Below are 22,037 nucleotides of genomic sequence, written 5' to 3' on the forward strand. Positions count from 1 at the left end.
ATGCGCATCGCCAAGCGCTCAGTTTATAGCTGGACCAACTCCATTGCCCTACCCAGCCTGGTCATGACTCTGGCCCTGTTGGCAGGTCCGCTGCACGCCGCTAAAGTAGGTGGCCTCACTCTGGACGAGACCATCCCGGTGGGTTCCACACAAACCCACTACAACGGCGCGGGTCTGCGCAAGAAACTGTTTATCAAACTCTATGTGGGCAGCCTTTATCTGGAGACAGCAAGCTCCGATGCCAGCACTATCATCGACGCCGACGAAGCCATGGCTATCAGGCTGAATATCCTGTCGGGCATGCTGACCCGCGACAAGTTATTGAAGGCTCTCAAGGAAGGCTTTGATAACGCCACTGGCGGTAATACAGCACCTATCCAGCCGCAGATCGATCAGATGATCGGCCTGATGCAGGACAAGATAAGCCCTGGAGATTCATTGACACTGGCTTATGAGCCGGGTGTCGGAACTCATGTTCTGAAGAACGGAACTGAATTGAGCGTGATTGAAGGACTGCCCTTCAAGTCGGCCTTGTTTGGTATCTGGTTGTCGAGCAAGCCAGCACAGGGATCCCTGAAATCCGCCATGTTGGGCAGCTAGTCGTCTCTCAGCTTGAAGCTTGCGAGTTCAGCAAGTCGGTTTATCCCCCGGCTCAAACGTACTTTCACTGGCTGCGATTCTGCCTGATCCCCTCAAAACGATAGAACAACTGCCGGATTGATCCGGCAGCTGCTTGTCGAAGGATCACTGCTCAAGGGATAGTGAACCCATTATTTCACGATCCCTTATCCGGCAACTCCCGGAAAGTCGTCCACTCTGACCACAACCTCGATTGCCTCAGCCGCTTGCAACAGCAAGTCTGCCTCGGCCGACTCGATAACTTTTTCCTGCACCAGTTGCTGCAACCAGTCGGCATAGTCGACGGCATAGGGCTTCAAGCGCAGACTTTCCTTGAGCTTATGCTCGGCATCTGTCGCCGCCAGCACACGCTTCAGAGCGTGCTCGATGCAACCGGTCACATCCTTCGGGTCATCACTGACAAACACACCCTCAGTCAGTCTGTCACGTGCAGGTGAGTCATCCAGAAGAATACGTGCACAGGCCTGCGTCAGCGCATCATTCGGGGTGCGATAGCGACGTCCCAACGGAAACACAATGCCCCGCAACACCAAACCGATAAAGGTATTGGGGAAGTTTCGCAGTATCTGATCCAGTGCCACCTGGACCTGGAACAGTGAGTGACGAACCGACCATTCCAGTAACGGCCTGTCATCTTCGGGCCGACCCGTATCCTCGAATCGTTTGAGAACAGCTGAGGCCATATACATATGCATCAGACCATCGGCGAACCGGCCAGAGAGCATCTCCTTGCGCTTGAGACCGCCTCCCAGGAACAGCATGGCAAAGTCTGCCAGGAAAGAATAGGCAGCACTCATGCGAGCCAGACGACGATAGTATTTAGCGTTGTAGCCAACATCCGGCGCGGATGCAAAGTAACCCTTGGTCAAGCCATGGAACAATGATCGCGCCCCGTTCTGGATGGCGTAGCCAACATGCCCCATCAGTGCTTCATCAAAACTTTCCAGTGCCTCCTGCTGATTAGGCAATGAGGCAGCCGTGATCTCATCCATCAACCACGGATGACATCGGATAGCCCCTTGTCCGAAGATGATCAGGCTGCGAGTCAGAATGTTCGCACCTTCAACCGTGATACCCACCGGAATGGCCTGATAAGCCCTGCCCAGAAAGTTGCCGGGCCCCATGCAAATACCCTTACCGCCAATGATATCCATGCCATCGTTCAGAACGACACGCATACCCTCAGTGTTGTAATACTTGAGAATGGCCGATACGACGGACGGTTTTTCACCCTGATCCAGCGCAGAGCAGGTCAGGCGCCGACCCGCATCCATGGTGTAGGTCAAGCCGGCGATTCGGCCCAACGCTTCTTCGATACCTTCGAATTTACCAATAGGCAGATTGAACTGCTTGCGAACCCGGGCGTAAGCACCCACGTAGCGCGATGTCGCTTTGCCAGAAGCCACGCCATTGGAAGGCAGCGATATACCTCGCCCCACCGACAGAGACTCCATCAGCATGCGCCAGCCCTGACCTACCATGGGCTGTCCACCGATGATCCAGTCCATCGGAATAAAGACCTCATCACCGCTGTTGGGACCGTTCATGAAAGACTGATCAAGAGGGTAATGTCGACGACCGATCTTGACACCAGCCGTATCAGTCGGAATCAGAGCACAGGTAATACCCAGGTTCTCCTCATCACCCAGTAGATGATCCGGATCGTAGGCCTTGAAAGCCAGACCCAGCAGGGTGGCAACCGGGCCCAGTGTGATGTAACGCTTCTCCCAGGTGACTCGCATACCCAGCACCTCAGCACCTTCATGCTGGCCCATGCAGATGATGCCAAAGTCGGGCATGGCGCCCGCATCCGAACCGGCTGAAGGACCTGTCAGGGCAAAACAGGGGATTTCCTGACCAATGGCCAAGCGTGGCAAATAATAATCTTTCTGAGTCTCGGTACCGTAGTGCAACAACAATTCTGCAGGACCGAGTGAATTGGGCACCATGACAGTGACCGCGCCCGTTACGCTACGAGTCGCCAGTTTGGTTACCACTTCTGAATGCGCCATGGCTGAAAAGCCCAGGCCGCCGTAGGATTCGGGGATGACCATACCCAGAAAACGCTGATCCTTGATGAACTGCCAGACTTCAGGGGGCAAATCGTTCAGCTCATGGGTTATCTGCCAGTCATCCATCATGGCGCACAGCTCATTCACCGGGCCATCTACAAAAGCCTGTTCCGCCGGGCTCAAAGTGGCTTCGGGATAGGATTGAAGCGTGCTCCAATTGGGCGATCCGCGGAAAAGTTCGGCCTCCCACCAGACTGTTCCGGCATCAATGGCTGCCCGTTCTGTCTCTGACATGGGGGGTAACACCGCACGTACGTATTTCAGAATTGGGAAACTGAAAAAACGATGTCGCAGACTGCGAACATTGAACAGCACGCCGACAGCCACCAGCAGAAGCACCAGAATGGTACCTGCTACACCGGACAGAAAGCCCAGCCAGGAGGCCAACAGCAACACAAGAACAGTGGCGACACTCGCCACCGGTAAACTCAGTCGGTGCCGCGACAGCACGAAAAGTGTCAGCGCCAGCACTGCCAGCCAGAATATGATGCCCATATTAATGTAATCCGTTAAACGAAATTTGGTATGAAAAGTTGATGCCCATACCGTGATATCGACCAGAACCGGCGCCTACTCAGCCCCAGTCTGGCAACAAATACTTCTAAAGGTTACGTCTTTGCCATTCTGACCGGTTTCAGACAACCGCCCTCGCCTGTTACCAGATTACAAAACAGGGCAACTCTGCACGCCACAATTCTGTGACTACCCAGACATGTTACGCCCTGAATAAATCCGTTATAGTCTGCACAAATTCATGGCCTCTCCAGCGTGGCCAACAGCACAGACGGCACTCTCTGATCATGGACACAATGAAAACAGCCTATCTCAACATTCTGGAATCTGTTGGCGAGGATCCGGAACGGGACGGTCTGCGCGATACTCCAGAGCGTGCGGCGAAGGCCATGGCATTTCTGACCCATGGCTATCAACAGACACTCGAAGAAGTCGTCAACGGGGCTATTTTCGAATCTGAAAGTGATGAGATGGTGATAGTCAAGAACATCGAACTCTACTCACTGTGTGAACATCATCTGCTGCCCTTCATTGGCAAATGCCATGTCGCCTACCTGCCCAGAGGCAAGGTCATCGGTTTGTCAAAAATAGCCCGTATCGTCGATATGTACGCACGTCGGCTGCAGATCCAGGAATCGCTGACTCACCAGATTGCCACGGCCGTACTGGAAGTCACCGGTGGACGGGGTGTCGGCGTGATCATCGAATCTCAGCATATGTGCATGATGATGCGCGGTGTCCAGAAGCAGAACTCCTCCATGACCACCTCCTCCATGTTGGGCCTGTTTCGCAAGGACATCAATACCCGTAACGAATTTTTGCAATTGGTCAAAGACTGATCATTCTTCTGCAGCTGCCTGCATGTTCCACAAATCAGCATACAAACCGCCGCCGGTGAGGAGCTGCTCATGGGTGCCGCGTTCCACGATACGTCCGGCATCGAGCACGATGATCTGATCCGCATCGACCACGGTTGACAAGCGGTGGGCAATGACCAGTGAAGTGGCTCGTCTTGCCACCGCATTCATGCCTTCCAGAATGGCCTGTTCGCTGCGCGTGTCGAGACTGGATGTCGCCTCATCAAAAATGATGATGGGCGGATCCTTGACCACAACCCGGGCAATCGCCATACGCTGCTTTTCACCGCCGGAGAGTTTCAGTCCGCGTTCGCCGACCACGGTCTCGTAGCCCTGTGGCAGTTCGCTGATGAAGGTATCCAGATTGGCACGTCGCGCCGCCTCGGCAACCCGCTCATCATCGGCTTCCGGATGGGCATAGGCCAGGTTATAACGAATGGTGTCGTTGAACATGACGGTATCCTGCGGTACCACACCCAGCGCGTCGCGCAAGCTGGTCTGGGTGCAATCACGTACATCCACCCCATCGATCAGCACCTGCCCCTGGTCCACGTCATAGAAACGGAACAACAAGCGCGACAGGGTGGATTTGCCCGCACCCGATGGCCCGACCACAGCCACCTTGCTACCAGGCTCCACCGTGAAGCTGATGCCTCGCAAGATAGGCCGCTCTGGCAGATAGGCAAATTCGACATCACGAAACTCGATACGAGCCTGTTTGACAACCAGCGCCTGGGCGTCTGGCTTATCCTGAATCTCCGGCGTGCGCTCCAGCAACCGGAGCACCAGATCCATATCAGCCAGTGCGTACTGCAATCCACGATAGACCACACCCAGCACATTCAGTGGCACGAACAATTGCAGCATCATGGCATTGATCAGCACGATGTCGCCCAGCGAGATCACATTATTGCTGACATCGCGCACCGCCAGCATCATGATCAGTGTGACACCCAGCGAGACAATGGCTGCCTGTCCGAAATTGAGCGTCGACATGGTGACCTGACTGCGAACACCCGCATTGGCCCAGTCAGTCATGTGCTCATCGTAGGCGGCAATCTCGCGCTTTTCGTTGTTGAAGTACTTGACCGTCTCGTAGTTCAACAGACTGTCCACGGCCCGGCCACTGGCCAGTGAATCCAGACGGTTCATCTCATGGCGAAACTGCATGCGCCAGCCGGAAAAGAACAATGTGAATCCGACATAGACTGCTACCGTGCCAAACACCACGGCCGTGTACTGCCAGCCATAACCGCCCAGCAGTATGGCGGCAACCAACAGAAACTCGGCAGCCGTCGGCACGATATTGAACACCAGCAGGTTGACGATGGAACTCAGGCTGGAAGTACCGCGAGACAGATCCTTGGCAATACTGCCGGTGCGTCGTTCCAGATGGAAGGACAGCGACAGATCATGTAACTTTGTCAGCACGCGGCTGGATAGCTGCTGCATGGCGCGATAACGCACCCGTGAAAACAGGGCATCTCGCAATTCGGTGAACAGGGAGCTGCTCATACGTAGCAGCCCATAGGCGGCCACCAGGCCCAGGCCAACCAGCAACACATTATCGCTGGCAGCCGCAGCGGCGTCATTCAAGGGCGCTGCCGCAGCGCTATTCTTGTCCAGCGTATCAATGATGCGCTTGAGCACCAACGGCACAGCCACGATCGCAAGCTTGCTGAGCATCAGAAAACCCAGCGCAACCAGCACCCGCCCGCGGTATTCCCACAGGTAGGTTGACAGCTTCTTCAGGTTCTCGATATCACGCCGGTTGCTGTGAGGCGCTTGTTCGCGGCCTCCCCCCATGCCCATCATGCCGTACGCCTCGCATCACTGGTCACATACTCCAGCGCCTGCTCCACCAGCGCTACCGCATCGGTGGTCTTGCTGGCATGCTCACTCAAGTGACGACGCCACAGACGGGAACCAGGCACTTCCTGAAACAGGGGAATCAGATGTCGACTCAGGGAGCTCATGCGGACACCTTGATCCAGCCACTCCTGCATGTAGCGGGCATAGGCAAGGGCAACTGCGCTGAGTGTTTCCAGATCAGCAAGATGTTCATAGCCGCCAGCCAGTTCGGGAAAAATCCGCTGATCTGATTCGGCCAGCATCGCCGGACTGTAATAGGCCGCACGTCCCACCATCACACCATCGACCTGCTGCAGATGCTCCAGACTCGCATCGAGACTGTCGATACCGCCGTTGATACTGATGTGCAACTGCGGAAAGGCCTGCTTCAGGCGATAGACATATTCGTAGCGAAGCGGTGGAATGGTGCGATTCTCTTTCGGGCTGAGACCATCCAGCCAGGCCTTGCGCGCATGGACAGTGAAATATTCACAGCCACTGGCCGCCACCTGATCGACGAAGGACTCCAGCGCTTCGTAACTATCATCCCGATCAATACCCAATCGACACTTGACGGTCACCGGCACATCCACGGCGGCAGCCATGCCGGCCACCACATCACGCACCAATTGCGGCTCTGCCATCAGACAGGCGCCAAAACGCCCGGCCTTGACCCGATCACTGGGGCAGCCAACGTTCATGTTGATTTCGTCGTAGCCCCATTCAGCGCCGATGGCTGCCGCCTGCGCCATCTCGGCCACATCCGATCCACCAAGCTGCAGCACCACAGGCCCTTCAGCCGCGTGCTTGCCCAGCAAATAGCTGCGATCACCGTGAATCACCGCCTTGCATGTCAGCATTTCGGTGTACAGGAGTGTGTGCCGCGTCAGCAGACGGGCAAGATACCGGTAGTGACGGTCTGTCAGCTCCATCATCGGAGCAACGACCAGTTTCCGGTGGGCTTTATCAAAGGGTTCAGGCATGCGTGCGGAGTCTATCGGCTGGAGGGCAGTATCGCCAGTGTGATATGCCCTGTTACGTCTGTCTTTCCCAAACGGAACATCTGTAAAGGGGTTTTTCTTAACTTTTGTCAAAGCATGCAGTATTTGGCCCGCAGTACTCTGTCCCGACAGCTGGACTCCTCATTACAAGGGTATTCGTCTGCCAGACAACAACTATTAAAAGAGTCCTGAATTTATCAGGTTCAGCTAACAGCGATTAGCGTGATGTTCCATTCACAAGCGCAAGCTGACAGCGTCACCCGCAATTATCTCGACTGACAGGCCTAGCACGCATGCAAGAGCACGACGCCTTTCCTGATTCTCCCACTTTTCCCGATGGCGTTGTACATGCCGTCAGAGGGGCTGTCGTGGATGTCGTCTTCGCAGGTTCGGAGTTGCCGCCCATCAACTCGGCACTGGTCGTGAAATGGGATAAGCCAACGCCCTTGATTCTTGAGGTTCACAGTCATCTGGATCTTCAGACTCTGCGCGCAGTGGCCTTTCAGACGACGACGGGACTGGCACGTGGGGTTGCGGTTCAGGCAACAGGTGCGCCGATCACAGTGCCAGTGGGAGACGCCGTTCTCGGGCGGTTACTGGATGTCGTCGGCAACCCCCATGACAACGGGCCAGCCCTGCCCCCTGATACGCCGCGCCGCCCCATTCACGCGCTCCCCCCGCTGCTGAGCTCGCAAAGCCGTACCACGGATGTATTCGAGACCGGCATCAAGATAATTGATCTGCTAACGCCGATGGCACAAGGTGGCAAGGCTGCCATGTTCGGCGGAGCCGGGGTGGGAAAGACGGTTCTGGTGATGGAACTCATCCGTGCCATGGTTGAAAAGTACGCAGGCATCTCGGTTTTTGCCGGTATCGGTGAGCGTTCACGCGAAGGTCACGAACTGCTGACCGAAATGCAGGATTCCGGCGTACTGGAACGCACCGTACTGGTCTACAGTCAGATGAATGAGCCGCCCGGAGCACGCTGGCGAGCACCATTGACAGCACTGAGCGTGTCGGAATACTTTCGCGATCAGAAACACCAGAACGTATTGCTACTGATGGACAACGTGTTTCGTTTTGTGCAGGCAGGCGCTGAAGTGTCAAGCCTGCTGGGACGCCTGCCCTCGCGTGTTGGTTATCAGCCGACGCTAGCCACCGAAGTGGCTGGATTGCAGGAACGCATCGCATCGGTAACAGGATCGGCCGTCACGGCCATTCAGGCCGTTTATGTGCCTGCTGATGACTTCACCGATCCGGCTGTGACAACCATCTCCAGCCATATGGATTGCGTCATCATGCTGTCCAGAGCCCAGGCGGCAGAGGGTTTTTACCCGGCCATCGATCCGCTGGGTTCCTCATCCATGCTGCTCGACCCATTGGTTGTCGGCGATGAGCACTACCAGATTGCCGAGTCTGTCCGTCAGGCGCTGGCACGGTTCAGGGAACTGACCGACATCATATCCTTACTGGGGATCGAGGAACTGAGCACCGCCGACCGGCAAATAGTGAAGCGCGCACGCCGGCTACAGCGTTTTCTCACCCAGCCGTTCATGGTGACTGAGGCCTTTACCGGCATACCCGGTGCCAGTGTGCCGCTGGCTGACACCCTGTCAGGTTGTCGTGCCATTCTGGATGGCGCAGCCGATGACTGGTCGGAAAGCTCGCTGTACATGGTAGGCACCTTAGAGGATGCCCGCCAGAAAGAGAGCGCCGCGAAGGCTCGTGATACCTCTGATACAGAGGCCGCAAAGTGAGGTTGATAATCGTAACGCCTCTGTCGATCGTCGTGGATGAAGAGATCGACAGTCTGCGGGCTGAGGATGCCAGCGGTAGTTTTGGCGTGCTCGCCGGTCACACCCCCTTTCTGACGGCACTCACGGTCTCCATCGTCAGCTGGCATCAGGCAGAGAATGAGCGATTCTGTGCTGTACGAGGTGGCGTCATGACCATCAAAGAGGGACGCGCCATCGATATTGCCACCCGCGAGGCTGTCGTCGGTGATGATCTGGCAACGCTGGATACAGTGGTATTGACCCGATTCCAGACAGACGCTGATGCGGAGCGCACCGAACATGTCGAAACGGTGCGCCTGCAGCTACACGCGATCCGTCGAATGATCAGCCGGTTGCAGCCAGAGTCAGGCAAGGGTAAGTTTCTGTGAGCAACAAGCCACCCAAGCCGCCAGAAAACGATCCTCTGGTTACGCAAACCCGCCTGCACCGCGATCGGCGCGAACGCTGGCTGCGTGAGGGCGACCAGTCCATCGGCCGTCATCTGGCGCAGATTGGTGTACTGGGCTGGATCTACGTCGCGCCAACGCTGCTGGGCCTGTATTTCGGTCGCTGGCTTGATGAGCACTTTGCTACAGGCATCTTCTGGAGCGCAACCTTCATCGTTCTGGGGCTTTGCCTGGGTGGCTGGAGCGCCTGGAAATGGATGAACGCGCGATGATTGACTTATCCACATGGCCGCTGACGGCAACTCTTCCGATCTGCTTTCTGGGAGGCATGATACTGGGCTATGGCTATTTCCGAGCTTTGCAGGAGACAACCAATCTGCTGGTTAGCCAGAGGCCTTTGCCCTGGATCCTGGGACTGACTCTGATGCGCATGGGGCTGCTTGGCGCAGGCTTCTACCTTGCCGCACAGGCAGGTGCTTATGCCCTGCTGGCAGCCCTTGCCGGTGTCCTGTTGTCCAAAGCTCTGCTGCTGCGTCGCATAAACAGGAAACAACCATGAATTCTCCGCTGTCCTCCGTTGTTCTGTTTCATATCGGACCCGTGCCGATCTCGCAGGCGATTCTCACCACCTGGGGCATCATGCTGGTGCTGGTGTTGGGTGCCTTTGTGCTGACCCGACGGCTCGATTTGAAGCCGGATAAACGCCAGACTGTGCTTGAGCTGATCGTTGTTACGCTGGACACACAGATTCGTGAGACCAGTGGCGCTGAACCTGCGCCCTATCGCGGATTCATAGGCACTCTGTTCCTGTTCATCCTGATCGCAAACTGGTCCTCGCTGGTACCGGGGCTGGAGCCACCAACGGCGCAACTGGAAACCGATGCGGCACTTGCCGTGCTGGTCTTTCTGTCAGTGATCTGGTTCGGCATACGTGGCGCAGGCGTGAGCGGCTATCTGAGATCTTTTGCCGCGCCCAATGCCGTCATGATTCCTTTGAACATGCTGGAAAGCGTCACCCGGACCTTCTCGATGTTCGTGCGCCTGTTTGGCAATGTCATGAGCGGGGTTTTCATCATCGGCATCGTCGCCTCGCTGGCAGGACTGCTGGTACCGATCCCGTTAATGGCGCTCGACCTGCTGACCGGTCTGGTACAGGCCTATATTTTTGCGATTCTGGCGATGGTGTTCATCACTGCCACGGTCGAGGACGGCCAGCCCGAGCCGGCCGACACAGAACCTACCTCACCTACCTCTTTTCCAACAAAACAAGACAAGGAACCCTGATGGACTATCTCAGCCTGGCCAGTATTATCTGTGCCGCTTTCGCCGTATCTTTCGGCGCTATCGGACCTGCACTGGCCGAAGGTCGCGCTGTTGCCGCCGCAATGGATGCCATTGCGCGGCAGCCAGAAGCAGCGAACACCATCTCACGAACGCTGTTTGTGGGACTTGCAATGATCGAGACGACAGCGATCTATTGCCTGGTGATCGCGCTTTTATTGCTCTTCGCCAACCCGCTACTGGCGTAGCCCCATGACAATCGATTTCTGGGGTCTCGGGCTACAGGTCGTCAATGTCCTGATCCTGATCTGGCTACTCTCGCGTGTGTTCTGGCGTCCGATCTCGACGGCCATTGCCAAGCGGCAAGAGGCTACCCACGCCATGCTCGCCACGGCACAAACAACGCAGAGCAAAGCCGACGAGACTCTATCAAGACTGCTTGAGGATCGTAACGGCATCGAGATGGAGCGCACGACATTACTAGCCAACGCCGCTACCGAGGCACAGGAAGCCTCCAAGGCAATCCTGGCCGATGCACAGAAGCGGGCGGACACGCTACTCAGTGCTGCGCAAACCTCTGTTGAGCGTAACAACGAGACTGCGCGCAAGGACAATGCTGTGCAGGCCTCGGCATTGTCAGTGGACATTGCGGCAAAGCTTCTGGGACGACTGAACAGCCCCACGCTTCACAACGCCTTTCTGGCCTCTTTGCTTGAGGCCATCGCGACCATGTCGGACTCAGAGCGCGCCTCCTTGCTCGCCGCTGATGACGATATACAAATAGTGAGTGCAGCCGCCCCGACGAGTGAGCTTAGAGACGAGATCGAAAAAGCGGTGATCACCGCCCTGGGCGGGGCTCCGTCCGGGCTGAGTTTTGTTGTCGATCCCGACCTGATCAACGGACTGGAACTGCGTAGCAAGCATTTCGTACTGCATAACAGCTGGCAGGCGGATCTGGCGGTAGTCCTGAAGGAGATGAAGGGTGCAGCCTGAAACACCTGACTGGTTTGCTACCGCGCAGACGGCATTAAACAAGACGCAGCTTGGGCCAAGAGCTGAATATAAAGGCCGAGTCGAGGAAATCGGCGACGGCGTGGCGATGATCTCGGGGCTCGACAACGTTCGACTAGACGAGGTGTTGCGCTTTCAGGGCGGTCAGATCGGCTTTGCCCGCGTGCTTGATCCCGACCTGATCGGCTGTGTGCTACTGGATGCAGCCAGCGAAGTCGAGGCCGGCGATGCGGTGTTCGGCACCGGTGAGGTGGTCAATGTTCCCGTCGGTGAAGCGCTGCTCGGACGCATCATCGACCCGCTTGGCCGCCCCCTCGATGACAAGCCGCCCATCGAGACTCAAACACACCTGCCTATCGAACGCCCTGCACCGTCGATCATCGATCGTGACCTGGTGACCGAACCGGTACAGACCGGTATCGTGGCCATGGATACTTTATTTGCGTTGGGCCGAGGTCAGAGAGAACTGATTGTCGGTGATCATTCCACCGGCAAGACAACGCTTGCCATCGATGCATTGATTGCACAGCGCGACAGCGACATGATCTGCATCTATGTCGCAGTGGGTCAGAAAACATCCAGCGTGCGCCGCGCCATCGATGCATTACAGGCGAAGGGGAACTTTGCACGTTGTATCGTGCTGGTGGCAGGCTCAGCCTCAGCCCCCGGACTGCAATGGATTGCACCCTATGCCGGCATGACAATGGCTGAGTACTTCCGTGACAAGGGGCAGCACGCCTTGATCGTGATCGATGATCTGTCCAAACACGCTGCCACCCACCGCGAGATTGCGCTGCTGACCCGTCAATCGCCAGGGCGTGAAGCCTATCCCGGTGATGTCTTCTACATTCACGCACGTCTGCTGGAACGAGCGGCAAAGCTGTCGAAGGAGCTCGGCGGCGGCTCTCTGACCGCCCTGCCCATTGCCGAAACGGATTCGGGCAATCTGTCGGCCTATATACCGACCAACCTGATTTCGATTACAGATGGCCAGATCGTTCTGGATGCCGCCCTGTTCCATCAGGGACAGAAACCGGCAGTCGATGTCGGTCTGAGTGTCAGTCGTGTAGGTGGCAAGACCCAGGCACCCGCCTTGCGCGAGGCCGCCGGCACACTGCGGCTGGACTACGCACAGTTTCTGGAGCTGGAGGTTTTCACCCGTTTCGGCGGTATGCCTGAAGGTCGGGTGCGCGACCAACTCAGGCGCGGGGAAAGAATTCGGGCAATCCTGCGTCAGTCGCAACACGCCCCCTATCGCCTCGCCGACGAGGTCGCCCTGATGCTGGCGGTGCAAAGCAGCGCTCTGGACAAGCTGCCACTTACAGCAATAACCACATTCCTGGCGAAACTGCCTACCATCCTGGACAGAGACGCAGCCCAGCTTCTGCAGACGATTAACGAGACCGGCAAGTTGGATGCGGATGCTCGCAAGACTCTGACAGAGGTGACGACTCGCCTTGCCACATCGCTTTGCAATATGGAACCTTCAAGTCCATGACTGAAAGACTGGCCGATATCAGTGCCCGGATCGATGGCATCCGTCAGCTCGGGGCTGTCGTCAATGCCATGAAGGGTATTGCTGCGGCTCGTGCTCACGCCGCCCGTGCCCAGCTTGCAGCCGTTGACAGCTATGCAACAACCCTTGCAACAGCGATGGCAAGCGCCCTTGGCCCTGAGGCCGCAACCGCAGCCAGAGAACCCAGCAAGCCAGAACCGGGCAAGCTCGGCCTGCTCGTTTTCTGCGCCGAGCAGGGATTTGCCGGTGCCTTCAGCGAACGCATGCTCGACAGTATTGGTTCACAGCTCACTCCTGAAACTCTGTTCCTTATCGGCACCCGAGGTCTGACACTCGCCACAGCCCGCGGGATTGAACCGGTATGGAATGCAGCCATGCCCTCACATACGCCGGGTCTGCCCAAACTTGCCGACGAGATAACCAAAGCCATCTACCGCCAAGTGGACATGAACAGGATCGAACGACTCGATGTCCTCTACACCGGCTGGCACTCGGGCCGGCCCAGCGTGATTCGCAAGACGCTATTTCCGATCGATCTGTCTGATCAACCTTCAAGCATTGGTGAACGGCCTCTTACACAACTTCCCGTTGCCAGCCTGATCGATAGCCTGGGTATGGATTATTTTCACGCACTGGTTTGCAAGGCTGCTCTCCACGCGTTTTCAGCCGAGAACGAGGCGCGGATGGAAGCCATGTCCGCCGCCGGTAGCCAGATTGCCAGCGAACTGGAAACCTTTCAGGCGACATTGCGCAGAGTACGACAAGAAGCAATCACCGCAGAAATCATCGAACTGGGCACCGGCGTTGCCTCAGCGAGCACCAAAACCTGATCATCTGATCACCCGCAACGCAACATCACTATTCGGGCTTGAAGATAAACATGCACGGATTACCGGATGTACACGTGTACCCGGGACACTGACCTAGATCAATACTGCACTGCAAAATTGATTTTATGCTTATCAAACGTAATGGGACCTACACACTACCCATTACCGGAGAATTCAGCTTGAACCAGTCCCGCACAAATAAAAACGCACTGACACTTGTCAATGATGCCCCTCAAACCATCCAGCCTGAGCCGGTGGCCGTGGCCTCACCCCCGCCAGGGGTAGATGAGCCGACACTTCATGAATCGATAGATCGCACTGTGCGTGCCAACCTTGCCAAAGCAACTTCAGGGATCGCCCCTTCGCCGCTCGCCGAAGCCTGGATGGACTGGGTTGTGCATCTGGGCGCCTCTCCCGGCAAGCAAATGCAACTGGTGGAATCCGCTCTCAAAAAGAACCAGAAACTGTGGAGCGCAGCTCTTGGCATAAAGCCTGCCAGCGATGATCCAGACACGCCAACCGATCGTCGGTTCGCTGGCGAGGGCTGGCAGCAATATCCCTTCAATCTCTACGCACAAGCTCATCTGCAAAATTATCAGTGGTGGCAGGAAGCCACGACTGATGTTCATGGGGTTGCACCTCCTAATGAGGATCTGATGGCGTTTGTGACCGGTCTGTTGGTCGACGCCACCTCGCCTTCCAATTTCGCCCCCACCAATGCCGACGTGGCTTCTGCAACTGTGGCACAAAACGGTCAGAATCTTGTTCAAGGCACAAAGAACATGATCGAGGATCTGGGCCACAAGCTCGGCGCTCCACAAGAGGCGCCACCGCAGCTCTTCGAAGTCGGTCGCAATCTGGCCATTACACCGGGTAAGGTGGTCTACCGCAACGAGCTGATTGAGCTTATCCAGTACACGCCGACTACCGACACCGTGCACCCCGAACCGATACTGATAGTGCCGGCCTGGATCATGAAGTACTACATCCTCGACCTGTCACCGGAAAAATCACTGGTCAGCTTTCTGGTCGCACAGGGTTATACCGTATTCATTGTCTCCTGGAAGAACCCGGGCTCCGATGATTCCAATCTTGGTATGGATGATTACCTGCGTCTGGGCGTCATGGATGCCCTGGATGCCACGCAGGCGATTACGCAGGCGCCAAAGATCCATGCGGTTGGTTATTGTCTCGGCGGCACACTGCTGGCGATTGCGGCAGCGGCGATGGGACGCGACGGCGACGATCGTCTTGCATCGGCAAGTTTCCTGGCCGCCCAGATTGATTTCACTGAGGCCGGCCAACTCAAGCTGTTCATCAATGAAGCCGAAATCTCACTGATCGAAGACCTGATGGCGGAAAAGGGTTTCCTGTCATCGGAACAAATGGCGGGAACCTTCGCCCTGTTGCGCGCCCGCGACCTGATCTGGGCACCCAAAATTCGAGACTATATGCTGGGCGTACGCGGCAAGACTTTCGACCTCATGGCCTGGAATTCGGACGCGACACGGATGCCTGCGCGAATGCATTCAGAATACCTGCGCAAACTGTATCTGAACAATGAACTGGCCGAAGGCCACTACCAGATGAACGGCCAGTCAGTCACTGTCTCGGATATCCGTGCCCCGATCTTTGCGGTAGGTACCGAGAACGATCATGTTGCGCCCTGGCATTCGGTCTACAAGTTTCACCTGTTCGCCGATGTCGACGTGAACTTCGTTCTTACCAGCGGCGGCCACAATGCCGGCATCGTCTCCGAACCCGGTCATCGTAACCGGCACTTCCGCATGGCTAACACGCCGGCAGACGCCCCGTTTCGTAACCCCAGCGAATGGCTTGCAGATACCGACCCGGTGCAAGGTTCATGGTGGCCTGCCTTCACCGCCTGGCTTGACGAACGTTCCGGCAAACCAGCCGCCCTCCCACCAATGGGTACCTCTTCAGGGCCATACGCCGCGCTTTGCGATGCGCCCGGCACCTATGTGATGCAAAAATAATGTTACTTGATAATAAAGTTGCGCTGGTAGTCGGCGTCGCGAATACCCATTCGATTGCCGCTGGTTGCGTGCAGGCCTTTGCCAGGGCCGGCGCCCAGGTTGCAATGACTTACGTCAACGAGAAAGCCAAACCCTATGTGCAGCCGGTTGCAGACACTGCCGGAGCAACGCTTCTGTTACCGCTCGACGTGGAAACAGAAGGAGAAATGGAGGCTGTCTTTGACGAGGTCAGGAGACAGTGGGGCCGGCTCGACATTCTGGTACATTCGATTGCCTATTGCCCCGCGGATGATCTGCACGGCAGGGTAACGGATTGTTCGCGCGCAGGCTTTGCCCGCGCCATGGACGTCTCGGTGCATTCACTGATCCGTATGGCGCGACTGGCTGAACCCTTGATGGCCAGGGGCGGCACCATTCTGACCATGAGTTATTACGGGGGCGAAAAGGTCGTCGATCACTACAACATCATGGGCCCTGTAAAGGCGGCACTGGAAGCCACCATGCGTTCACTGGCTGTAGAACTGGGTCCACAGCACATCCGCGTCAACGCCATCTCTCCGGGGCCACTGCAGACTCGGGCCGGTTCAGGCATTGCACATTTCGACGAACTGATCGACAACGCACGGCTACGTGCACCTGAGAAAAGTCTGGTCACTATCGATGACGTCGGTGATGTTGCCGTGATGCTGGCAAGTGATGGCGCACGTTGCGTTTCCGGTGATACAGCCTATGTTGATGGAGGTTTACATGTCCGCGCCTGAGCAAAGTGAATCTGTTCCAACCATGCAATATATCGAGAATCGTACCTACGACGAGATCTCAGTAGGCGACAGTGCCGAACTGACGAGAACGTTGAAGGCGCAGGATATCGAGTTGTTCGCCATCATGTCAGGGGATGTAAACCCGGCGCATGTTGATGCCGAATATGCAAAGACCGATATGTTCCACGGTGTGATCGCTCACGGCATGTGGGGCGGTGCGTTGATCTCGGCCGTGCTGGGCACCGAACTGCCCGGCCCTGGCACCATCTTTCTCGATCAAAGTCTACAGTTCAAGGCTCCCGTGGGCCTGGGCGATACGGTTACCGTAAGAGTCGAGGTGAGCGAAAAACAAGCCAAGGGACGCTTGATCCTGAGCTGCACTTGCCTCAATCAGGACGGCAAGATGGTCATCGAAGGCGTGGCCAAGGTTATCGCCCCACGTGAAAAGGTGCGCCGGCCCCGCGTCGTCTTGCCAGAGGTACATCTGCACGTGCGGGCCGCCCAATATACCAAGCTGATCGCGGCAACCCAGGCATTGGCCCCCATTTCCACTGCAGTGGTGCACCCTTGCGATGCGCTATCGTTGAATAGTGCGCTGGATGCCGCCGATCAGGGCATGATCGTGCCCGTTCTGGTAGGCCCACGGGACAGGATCGAAGCCGCAGCCCTTGCTGCAGGTCGTAGCCTTGAGGGTATAGAGATACTGGATACACCTCACAGCCATGCAGCAGCGGCAACGGCCGTGGCGCTGGTTCGCTCAGCTAAAGCGTCTGCCCTGATGAAGGGGGCCTTGCATACAGACGAATTGATGGAAGCCGTTGTCAACTCCGATATGGGCCTGCGGACCGAGCGGCAGATGAGCCACGTTTATGTACTCGACGTGCCAACCTACCCCAAGCCACTGCTTATCACCGATGCGGCTATCAATATCTATCCCGATCTTGCTGCAAAGCGAGACATTGTCCAGAATGCCATTGATTTGGCTCTGGCGCTTGGCATCGTACTGCCCAAGGTAGCGATTCTTTCAGCCGTCGAAATGGTCAACCCTCGCATGGCCTCCACAGTGGATGCAGCGGCACTGTGCAAGATGGCCGATCGGGGACAGATCACGGGTGGATTACTGGACGGCCCGCTGGCCTTTGACAATGCCATCTCACCGGCAGCGGCAGCAACCAAGGGCATTCTGTCCGATGTCGCCGGTGTGGCCGACATTCTGGTCGCGCCTGATCTGGAGGCCGCCAACATGATGGCCAAGCAGCTTGTGTATCTGGCCGGGGCTGATGCGGCCGGTATCGTTCTCGGCGCACGGGTACCCATTATACTGACTAGCCGTGCGGACAGTTCAACCTCACGTCTTGCCTCCTGCGCTCTGGCGCAACTTTTCATCAACCATAGTCTGCAGTCAGCATTGTGACAGACGCCACCCTTGTATTGAATGCGGGCTCATCAAGCCTCAAGTTTGCGCTCTACCCGAACGAGGATGGTTCACCCTCCCCGATCTTGCACGGCAAGATTGCGGGTATCGGAAATGCTCCACAGTTCTCGGCGCGCGATGCCAAAGGCAATACTCTGCCACCCGATGCCAGCATGCCGCTCAAGCCCTGCGCCGGACACGACGAGCTTATCCCCCAACTGCTTGACTGGCTGCAATCTCACCAGAGTGGCCTTACCATCACTGCAGCCGGTCACCGCGTGGTGCACGGCGGTCGAAATCATGCAACTCCAGTACGTATAAACCAGGCACTGCTTGCCGAACTTGATTTGCTGGTGCCACTGGCACCGCTGCACCAGCCACATAATCTGGCAGCGATCCGTGCTGTTGCAGCCGTTATCCCCGAGCTCCCTCAGGTCGCCTGTTTCGATACCAGTTTTCACCGGACTCAGGAGCGACTTGCTCAACTCATCCCCCTGCCTCGCAAGATGACTGAAGCAGGAATCATTCGCTACGGCTTTCACGGACTGTCCTACGACTACATTGCCAGCACCTTGCCGATGCATCTTGGCGAACGGGCTCAAGGTCGCGTAATCGTTGCTCATCTGGGCAACGGGGCAAGCTTGTGCGCCATGAACAAGCGTCGTAGCGTTGCCACCAGTATGGGCTTCACGGCGCTTGGCGGACTCATGATGGGCCGGCGCTGTGGCTCCATCGATCCTGGCGTATTGCTGTACTTGATGGATAACCAGGGTATGACAACTCGGGACCTTGAACACCTGCTCTACCATGAATCCGGCCTGCTTGGAGTGTCGGGGGTCAGCAACGATATGGCGGTTCTACAGGCAAGTGATGCACCCGAGGCACGAGAGGCAATCGAGCTGTTCTGTTACCGCACCGCTGGCGAATTGACATCGCTTGCAACAGCCAACGGTGGTCTGGACGCCATCGTCTTCACAGCCGGAATCGGCGAGAACTGCGCTCTGGTGCGCAGCCTCATCTGCGAGCGTCTCGGCTGGCTAGGGGTGGAACTCGATCCTGATGCAAATATACGCAACGCAACACACATCAGCTCAACAGCCTCGAAGATCGAAGTACTGGTCATCCCAACTGACGAGGAATCCGTCATTGCGCGTGCGACATACAGATTGAGTAGCGCCTGTACGTGACAACGCCATCGCGGTAGGCCATATTACGGTGAACAAAGCGCTCTACCCCTCAGAAAAAACCGCTACATTCACCCAAGAGACCTGCACATGTTCTACGATCCCAGAAGCGAAGCTCACGGGCTTGCCCACAGCCCCTGGACTGCGCTGGTAGCCCCACGTCCGATCGGCTGGATCTCGAGTTTATCGGACGATGGCATTGCGAACCTGGCGCCCTACAGTTTCTTCAACGCGGTCTCTGGCGTCCCCCCTTTCGTCATGTTCTCTTCTGCCGGTCGCAAAGACAGCCAGGCCAATGTAGAGGCCACCGGCGAATTTGTCGTGAACATGGCAGTGGCTGAACTACAAGAAGCTCTCAACCTGACATCGGCACCGTTCGAGCCGGGAATTGATGAGTTTGAACGTGCCGGACTGGAAAAAGCCGCCTGTCGTAATGTATCGGTACCGCGAGTCGCCGCCTCCCCGGTCGCTATCGAATGCGTCCTCAGCCAGATCGTACCGCTCGTCACGCGGGGCGGCAAAAAGATCCAGTCGGAAGTGATCTTCGGCGAAGTGGTCGGCATTCACATCTCGGAGGATGTCATCGTGGACGGCATGCTCGATATCTCGCGCATCCGCCCACTGGCTCGCCTTGGCTATATGGATTATGCAATTGTCGACGAGGTTTTCGCGATGAAACGGCCCAAGATGAAGGAGTGAGACTCTGGCCTGGGCAGTCGCACGAGATAATGAAAGGCAGTAAGGCTCTGACCCGGCACAATCGAGCGGGATATTAAAATCAGAGGGGCTATGGCCTGGCACATTCGAGCGGGACAATAATTCGAACGTGCCGGTGGTCAGATTCGATCTTCAGACTCCAATATATCGTTTCAAAAAAACTAGGGGGTGCGTTATGCTTCATGAGCCTTAGGGATCGTGAAACAATTAACTATCATTTTCAGTCGTCCCTGCATCCTGCCCTGCTGCGTTGTTCGGCGGTTGAATAGCCGGCTATTCGCCCTTCTCACGCCTTGCCGGACAGGCGCAGGAACACCTGAAAATTGATACTTAATTATTTCACAATCCCTTACGTACAAAAATAGCTGGTTTCAAACCGGCATAAAACCTCAAGGAGACTGATTTTGAAATTCAATCACCAGCCGATGCTTCGCGTATCGGTCATGCTGGCGGGTATTTTCGCGCTAAATGCCTTCGCCGCAGACGGCAACAGTACTCAGGCTGACGAGCCTGCGAATGCCACATCAGAACCACAGACCGGTACCGAGGCCGCAACCAATGCAGAACAACCCCTGCCACTTGGGCCGAAGACTTGCGGAGAGTTGCTTGACTACGCAGTCACCTCAGTAACGACCGAAATCACCAACGCCGAACCTATCCAGGCGAGTGTCAGCTCACCATGGACAAGCCCGGATGGCGGCGGCGGTTCCGTCGATGTCACAAGTCCGATTTGCCGGATCGCCGGATCCATCAAACCGACACGTGATTCGGATATCCGCTTCGAATTGTGGATGCCATTGAACGCAGACTGGAACGGTAACTTTGCAGGAACCGCCTCTGGTGGTTCGAATGGCTATATATCGTACCGGGCCGTCAATCAACATCTGTCAATGGGATACGCCAGCATCGGGCACGATAACGGACACCGAAAAGAAGAAACCGATTTCGCACTGGTAGAGGCGCGTAAAATAGATTTTGCCTACCGGGCTCAACACGTGGCCACCTTGGTCGGCAAAGAAATAACCGAAGCGTTTTATGATGCAACTCCACAGTATGCCTACTACAACGGCTGCTCACAGAGTGGTCACCACGGCATGATGGAAATGCAGCGCTACCCCGATGATTACGATGGCATCATCGCAGGCGCGCCCGCGAACGACTGGACCGGCACCCTCGCGGCCGAAGCCAATGCCGCCTTGGCGCAGTGGTCGAACAAGGGCGCAGGTGTATCCAGAGACTTACTGGCCAAGGTAGGTGAAAAAGTTCTGCAAAGCTGTGACGGCCAGGCAGGCATCGACCATTTACAAGACGGTATGCTGGACGATCCTCGAAAGTGCAACTTCGACCCTGCAAGCCTGCAATGCGATACGCAAGGTGCTGATAGCACAGCCTGTCTGACTCAGCCACAGGTGCAAGCCTTGCGTACAGCCCTCGATGGCAGACGTAATACTTCAGGCGACATTCTCGCCATGCCGTATCTAGCCGAGTCACTGGCTGGATCTTTCTACCCTACCGACCAGACCTCCCCTACCAGTCCGCAAGGCAGTTGGGCTAATCACTGGAGCTACGCGGTACACGGCAATCCAACCTACGACTTCAGCAATTTTGACTGGCCAACAGAGGTGGCATTTGCACGTGGCAAAGAAGGACCAAGCTATGATGCCATCAACGGTAACTACTCAGTCTTCGCAAATCAGGGTGGCAAATTTCTGATGTATCACGGCTGGGCAGATTCGCTGATACCGGCGAGCTTGTCTTTGCAAACCTGGGATCGCATGAATGCTCAGATGGGGAAGGAAAAAGTCGATTCTTTCGCCAGATTATTCATGGTGCCCGGTATGGATCATTGCGGCGGCGGAAGCGGAGCCTCGAGTTTCGAGTTGATGAGCTCTCTGGCTGACTGGGTCGAGAACGATATCGCCCCCGATAGTACAAGCGTTGCCAACACGCCGATCGCCACTCGTGAAGCCAACACAGAGACAGGCATTGAGGCCATGACTCGGCCGCTATGCCCGTTCCCAGCCATTGCAACCTACTCTGGCAATGGTGACGTAAACGCTGCAGAGAACTTTTCCTGTAGCCAACCCTGAGAACGGCTAAGTACCCTTGTCTCAGAGACATTCAGCGCCGCCCTCTGAGGCAAGTTCGAACTGTCCCGGATAAACGACCAGCCTGAAACGGGGTGGTCGTTTACCGTTCCCCTGGTGAGAC

20 protein-coding genes are annotated in these 22,037 nt (G+C 56.5%); 17 read left to right on the plus strand and 3 right to left on the minus strand.

All coding sequences use genetic code 11. The features are described 5' to 3' along the window. Positions 1-600 (plus strand): chalcone isomerase family protein, encoded by a 600-nt coding sequence (locus IMCC3135_RS23100; protein ID WP_088919742.1) that lies wholly within the window; start codon positions 1-3, stop codon positions 598-600. A gap of 185 nt (positions 601-785) precedes the next feature. Here IMCC3135_RS23100 and IMCC3135_RS23105 read toward each other — a convergent pair whose 3' ends face one another. After that, entirely contained in the window at positions 786-3,206 is a 2,421-nt protein-coding gene (locus IMCC3135_RS23105; protein WP_088919743.1) for an acyl-CoA dehydrogenase, read from the minus strand. A gap of 305 nt (positions 3,207-3,511) precedes the next feature. On the opposite strand from IMCC3135_RS23105, the gene folE reads away from it, so the two are divergent. Beyond that, complete coding sequence (gene folE, locus IMCC3135_RS23110) at positions 3,512-4,063, plus strand: GTP cyclohydrolase I FolE (RefSeq protein WP_236994643.1); 552 nt, start codon at positions 3,512-3,514, stop codon at positions 4,061-4,063. Here the strand turns inward: folE and IMCC3135_RS23115 are convergent, their stop codons facing one another. Together IMCC3135_RS23115 and dusA are read right to left on the minus strand one after the other, a co-directional pair. Next, positions 4,064-5,896: an ABCB family ABC transporter ATP-binding protein/permease gene (locus tag IMCC3135_RS23115; RefSeq protein ID WP_335589278.1), complete on the minus strand. Its 1,833-nt coding sequence runs from the start codon at positions 5,894-5,896 to the stop codon at positions 4,064-4,066. Beyond that, positions 5,893-6,915: a tRNA dihydrouridine(20/20a) synthase DusA gene (gene dusA, locus IMCC3135_RS23120; protein ID WP_088919744.1), complete on the minus strand. Its 1,023-nt coding sequence runs from the start codon at positions 6,913-6,915 to the stop codon at positions 5,893-5,895. Before dusA ends, IMCC3135_RS23115 begins: the two co-directional genes overlap by 4 nt. A 311-nt stretch (positions 6,916-7,226) precedes the next feature. Here dusA and atpD point away from each other — a divergent pair, with 311 nt between their 5' ends. The 15 genes from atpD (at position 7,227) to IMCC3135_RS23195 (ending at position 21,916) form a co-directional block, all read left to right on the plus strand. Continuing rightward, on the plus strand, positions 7,227-8,690 hold the full coding sequence (gene atpD / locus IMCC3135_RS23125; protein ID WP_088919745.1) for a F0F1 ATP synthase subunit beta: 1,464 nt from the start codon (positions 7,227-7,229) through the stop codon (positions 8,688-8,690). Then, on the plus strand, positions 8,687-9,097 hold the full coding sequence (locus IMCC3135_RS23130) for a F0F1 ATP synthase subunit epsilon (RefSeq protein WP_088919746.1): 411 nt from the start codon (positions 8,687-8,689) through the stop codon (positions 9,095-9,097). The genes atpD and IMCC3135_RS23130 overlap by 4 nt, the downstream gene beginning before the upstream one ends. Continuing rightward, positions 9,094-9,387: an AtpZ/AtpI family protein gene (locus IMCC3135_RS23135; protein WP_205737679.1), complete on the plus strand. Its 294-nt coding sequence runs from the start codon at positions 9,094-9,096 to the stop codon at positions 9,385-9,387. The genes IMCC3135_RS23130 and IMCC3135_RS23135 overlap by 4 nt, the downstream gene beginning before the upstream one ends. Further along, positions 9,384-9,674 carry an N-ATPase subunit AtpR gene (locus tag IMCC3135_RS23140; RefSeq protein ID WP_157736224.1) on the plus strand — a complete coding sequence of 97 codons (291 nt, stop codon included), beginning with the start codon at positions 9,384-9,386 and terminating at the stop codon, positions 9,672-9,674. Before IMCC3135_RS23135 ends, IMCC3135_RS23140 begins: the two co-directional genes overlap by 4 nt. Then, positions 9,671-10,399 carry a F0F1 ATP synthase subunit A gene (locus tag IMCC3135_RS23145; protein WP_088919748.1) on the plus strand — a complete coding sequence of 243 codons (729 nt, stop codon included), beginning with the start codon at positions 9,671-9,673 and terminating at the stop codon, positions 10,397-10,399. Before IMCC3135_RS23140 ends, IMCC3135_RS23145 begins: the two co-directional genes overlap by 4 nt. Continuing rightward, on the plus strand, positions 10,399-10,644 hold the full coding sequence (locus tag IMCC3135_RS23150) for a F0F1 ATP synthase subunit C (protein ID WP_088919749.1): 246 nt from the start codon (positions 10,399-10,401) through the stop codon (positions 10,642-10,644). The genes IMCC3135_RS23145 and IMCC3135_RS23150 overlap by 1 nt, the downstream gene beginning before the upstream one ends. Before the next feature lie 4 nt (positions 10,645-10,648). Beyond that, a complete protein-coding gene (locus tag IMCC3135_RS23155) occupies positions 10,649-11,389 on the plus strand; it encodes a F0F1 ATP synthase subunit B family protein (protein ID WP_088919750.1) in 741 nt (246 codons plus the stop codon). Next, entirely contained in the window at positions 11,379-12,905 is a 1,527-nt protein-coding gene (locus IMCC3135_RS23160; RefSeq protein WP_088919751.1) for a F0F1 ATP synthase subunit alpha, read from the plus strand. Before IMCC3135_RS23155 ends, IMCC3135_RS23160 begins: the two co-directional genes overlap by 11 nt. Continuing rightward, positions 12,902-13,753, plus strand: coding sequence for a F0F1 ATP synthase subunit gamma (locus IMCC3135_RS23165; protein ID WP_088919752.1), 852 nt, complete (start codon positions 12,902-12,904; stop codon positions 13,751-13,753). Before IMCC3135_RS23160 ends, IMCC3135_RS23165 begins: the two co-directional genes overlap by 4 nt. Positions 13,754-13,878: 125 nt before the next feature. Further along, positions 13,879-15,750 (plus strand): PHA/PHB synthase family protein, encoded by a 1,872-nt coding sequence (locus IMCC3135_RS23170; RefSeq protein WP_088919753.1) that lies wholly within the window; start codon positions 13,879-13,881, stop codon positions 15,748-15,750. Further along, complete coding sequence (gene fabI / locus IMCC3135_RS23175) at positions 15,750-16,511, plus strand: enoyl-ACP reductase FabI (RefSeq protein WP_088919754.1); 762 nt, start codon at positions 15,750-15,752, stop codon at positions 16,509-16,511. Before IMCC3135_RS23170 ends, fabI begins: the two co-directional genes overlap by 1 nt. Beyond that, entirely contained in the window at positions 16,498-17,925 is a 1,428-nt protein-coding gene (locus IMCC3135_RS23180) for a bifunctional enoyl-CoA hydratase/phosphate acetyltransferase (RefSeq protein ID WP_236994644.1), read from the plus strand. Before fabI ends, IMCC3135_RS23180 begins: the two co-directional genes overlap by 14 nt. Beyond that, entirely contained in the window at positions 17,922-19,112 is a 1,191-nt protein-coding gene (locus IMCC3135_RS23185; RefSeq protein WP_088919755.1) for an acetate/propionate family kinase, read from the plus strand. Before IMCC3135_RS23180 ends, IMCC3135_RS23185 begins: the two co-directional genes overlap by 4 nt. Before the next feature lie 87 nt (positions 19,113-19,199). After that, positions 19,200-19,808, plus strand: a complete 609-nt coding sequence (locus tag IMCC3135_RS23190; RefSeq protein WP_088919756.1) for a flavin reductase family protein — start codon at positions 19,200-19,202, stop codon at positions 19,806-19,808. 422 nt (positions 19,809-20,230) lie between these two features. Continuing rightward, positions 20,231-21,916 carry a tannase/feruloyl esterase family alpha/beta hydrolase gene (locus IMCC3135_RS23195; protein ID WP_157736225.1) on the plus strand — a complete coding sequence of 562 codons (1,686 nt, stop codon included), beginning with the start codon at positions 20,231-20,233 and terminating at the stop codon, positions 21,914-21,916. The last annotated feature ends 121 nt before the right edge of the window (positions 21,917-22,037 follow it).

This window comes from Granulosicoccus antarcticus IMCC3135 (assembly GCF_002215215.1).
Lineage (GTDB): Bacteria > Pseudomonadota > Gammaproteobacteria > Granulosicoccales > Granulosicoccaceae > Granulosicoccus > Granulosicoccus antarcticus.

Bases quoted from the DNA above. Each gene is read 5' to 3' on its own strand.
- IMCC3135_RS23100 (WP_088919742.1), top strand. From the start codon at position 1: ATGCGCATCGCCAAGCGCTCAGTTTATAGCTGGACCAACTCCATTGCC.
- IMCC3135_RS23105 (WP_088919743.1), bottom strand. From the start codon at position 3,206: ATGGGCATCATATTCTGGCTGGCAGTGCTGGCGCTGACACTTTTCGTG.
- folE (WP_236994643.1), top strand. From the start codon at position 3,512: ATGGACACAATGAAAACAGCCTATCTCAACATTCTGGAATCTGTTGGC.
- IMCC3135_RS23115 (WP_335589278.1), bottom strand. From the start codon at position 5,896: ATGATGGGCATGGGGGGAGGCCGCGAACAAGCGCCTCACAGCAACCGG.
- dusA (WP_088919744.1), bottom strand. From the start codon at position 6,915: ATGCCTGAACCCTTTGATAAAGCCCACCGGAAACTGGTCGTTGCTCCG.
- atpD (WP_088919745.1), top strand. From the start codon at position 7,227: ATGCAAGAGCACGACGCCTTTCCTGATTCTCCCACTTTTCCCGATGGC.
- IMCC3135_RS23140 (WP_157736224.1), top strand. From the start codon at position 9,384: ATGATTGACTTATCCACATGGCCGCTGACGGCAACTCTTCCGATCTGC.
- IMCC3135_RS23145 (WP_088919748.1), top strand. From the start codon at position 9,671: ATGAATTCTCCGCTGTCCTCCGTTGTTCTGTTTCATATCGGACCCGTG.
- IMCC3135_RS23150 (WP_088919749.1), top strand. From the start codon at position 10,399: ATGGACTATCTCAGCCTGGCCAGTATTATCTGTGCCGCTTTCGCCGTA.
- IMCC3135_RS23155 (WP_088919750.1), top strand. From the start codon at position 10,649: ATGACAATCGATTTCTGGGGTCTCGGGCTACAGGTCGTCAATGTCCTG.
- IMCC3135_RS23165 (WP_088919752.1), top strand. From the start codon at position 12,902: ATGACTGAAAGACTGGCCGATATCAGTGCCCGGATCGATGGCATCCGT.
- IMCC3135_RS23170 (WP_088919753.1), top strand. From the start codon at position 13,879: ATGCTTATCAAACGTAATGGGACCTACACACTACCCATTACCGGAGAA.
- fabI (WP_088919754.1), top strand. From the start codon at position 15,750: ATGTTACTTGATAATAAAGTTGCGCTGGTAGTCGGCGTCGCGAATACC.
- IMCC3135_RS23180 (WP_236994644.1), top strand. From the start codon at position 16,498: ATGTCCGCGCCTGAGCAAAGTGAATCTGTTCCAACCATGCAATATATC.
- IMCC3135_RS23190 (WP_088919756.1), top strand. From the start codon at position 19,200: ATGTTCTACGATCCCAGAAGCGAAGCTCACGGGCTTGCCCACAGCCCC.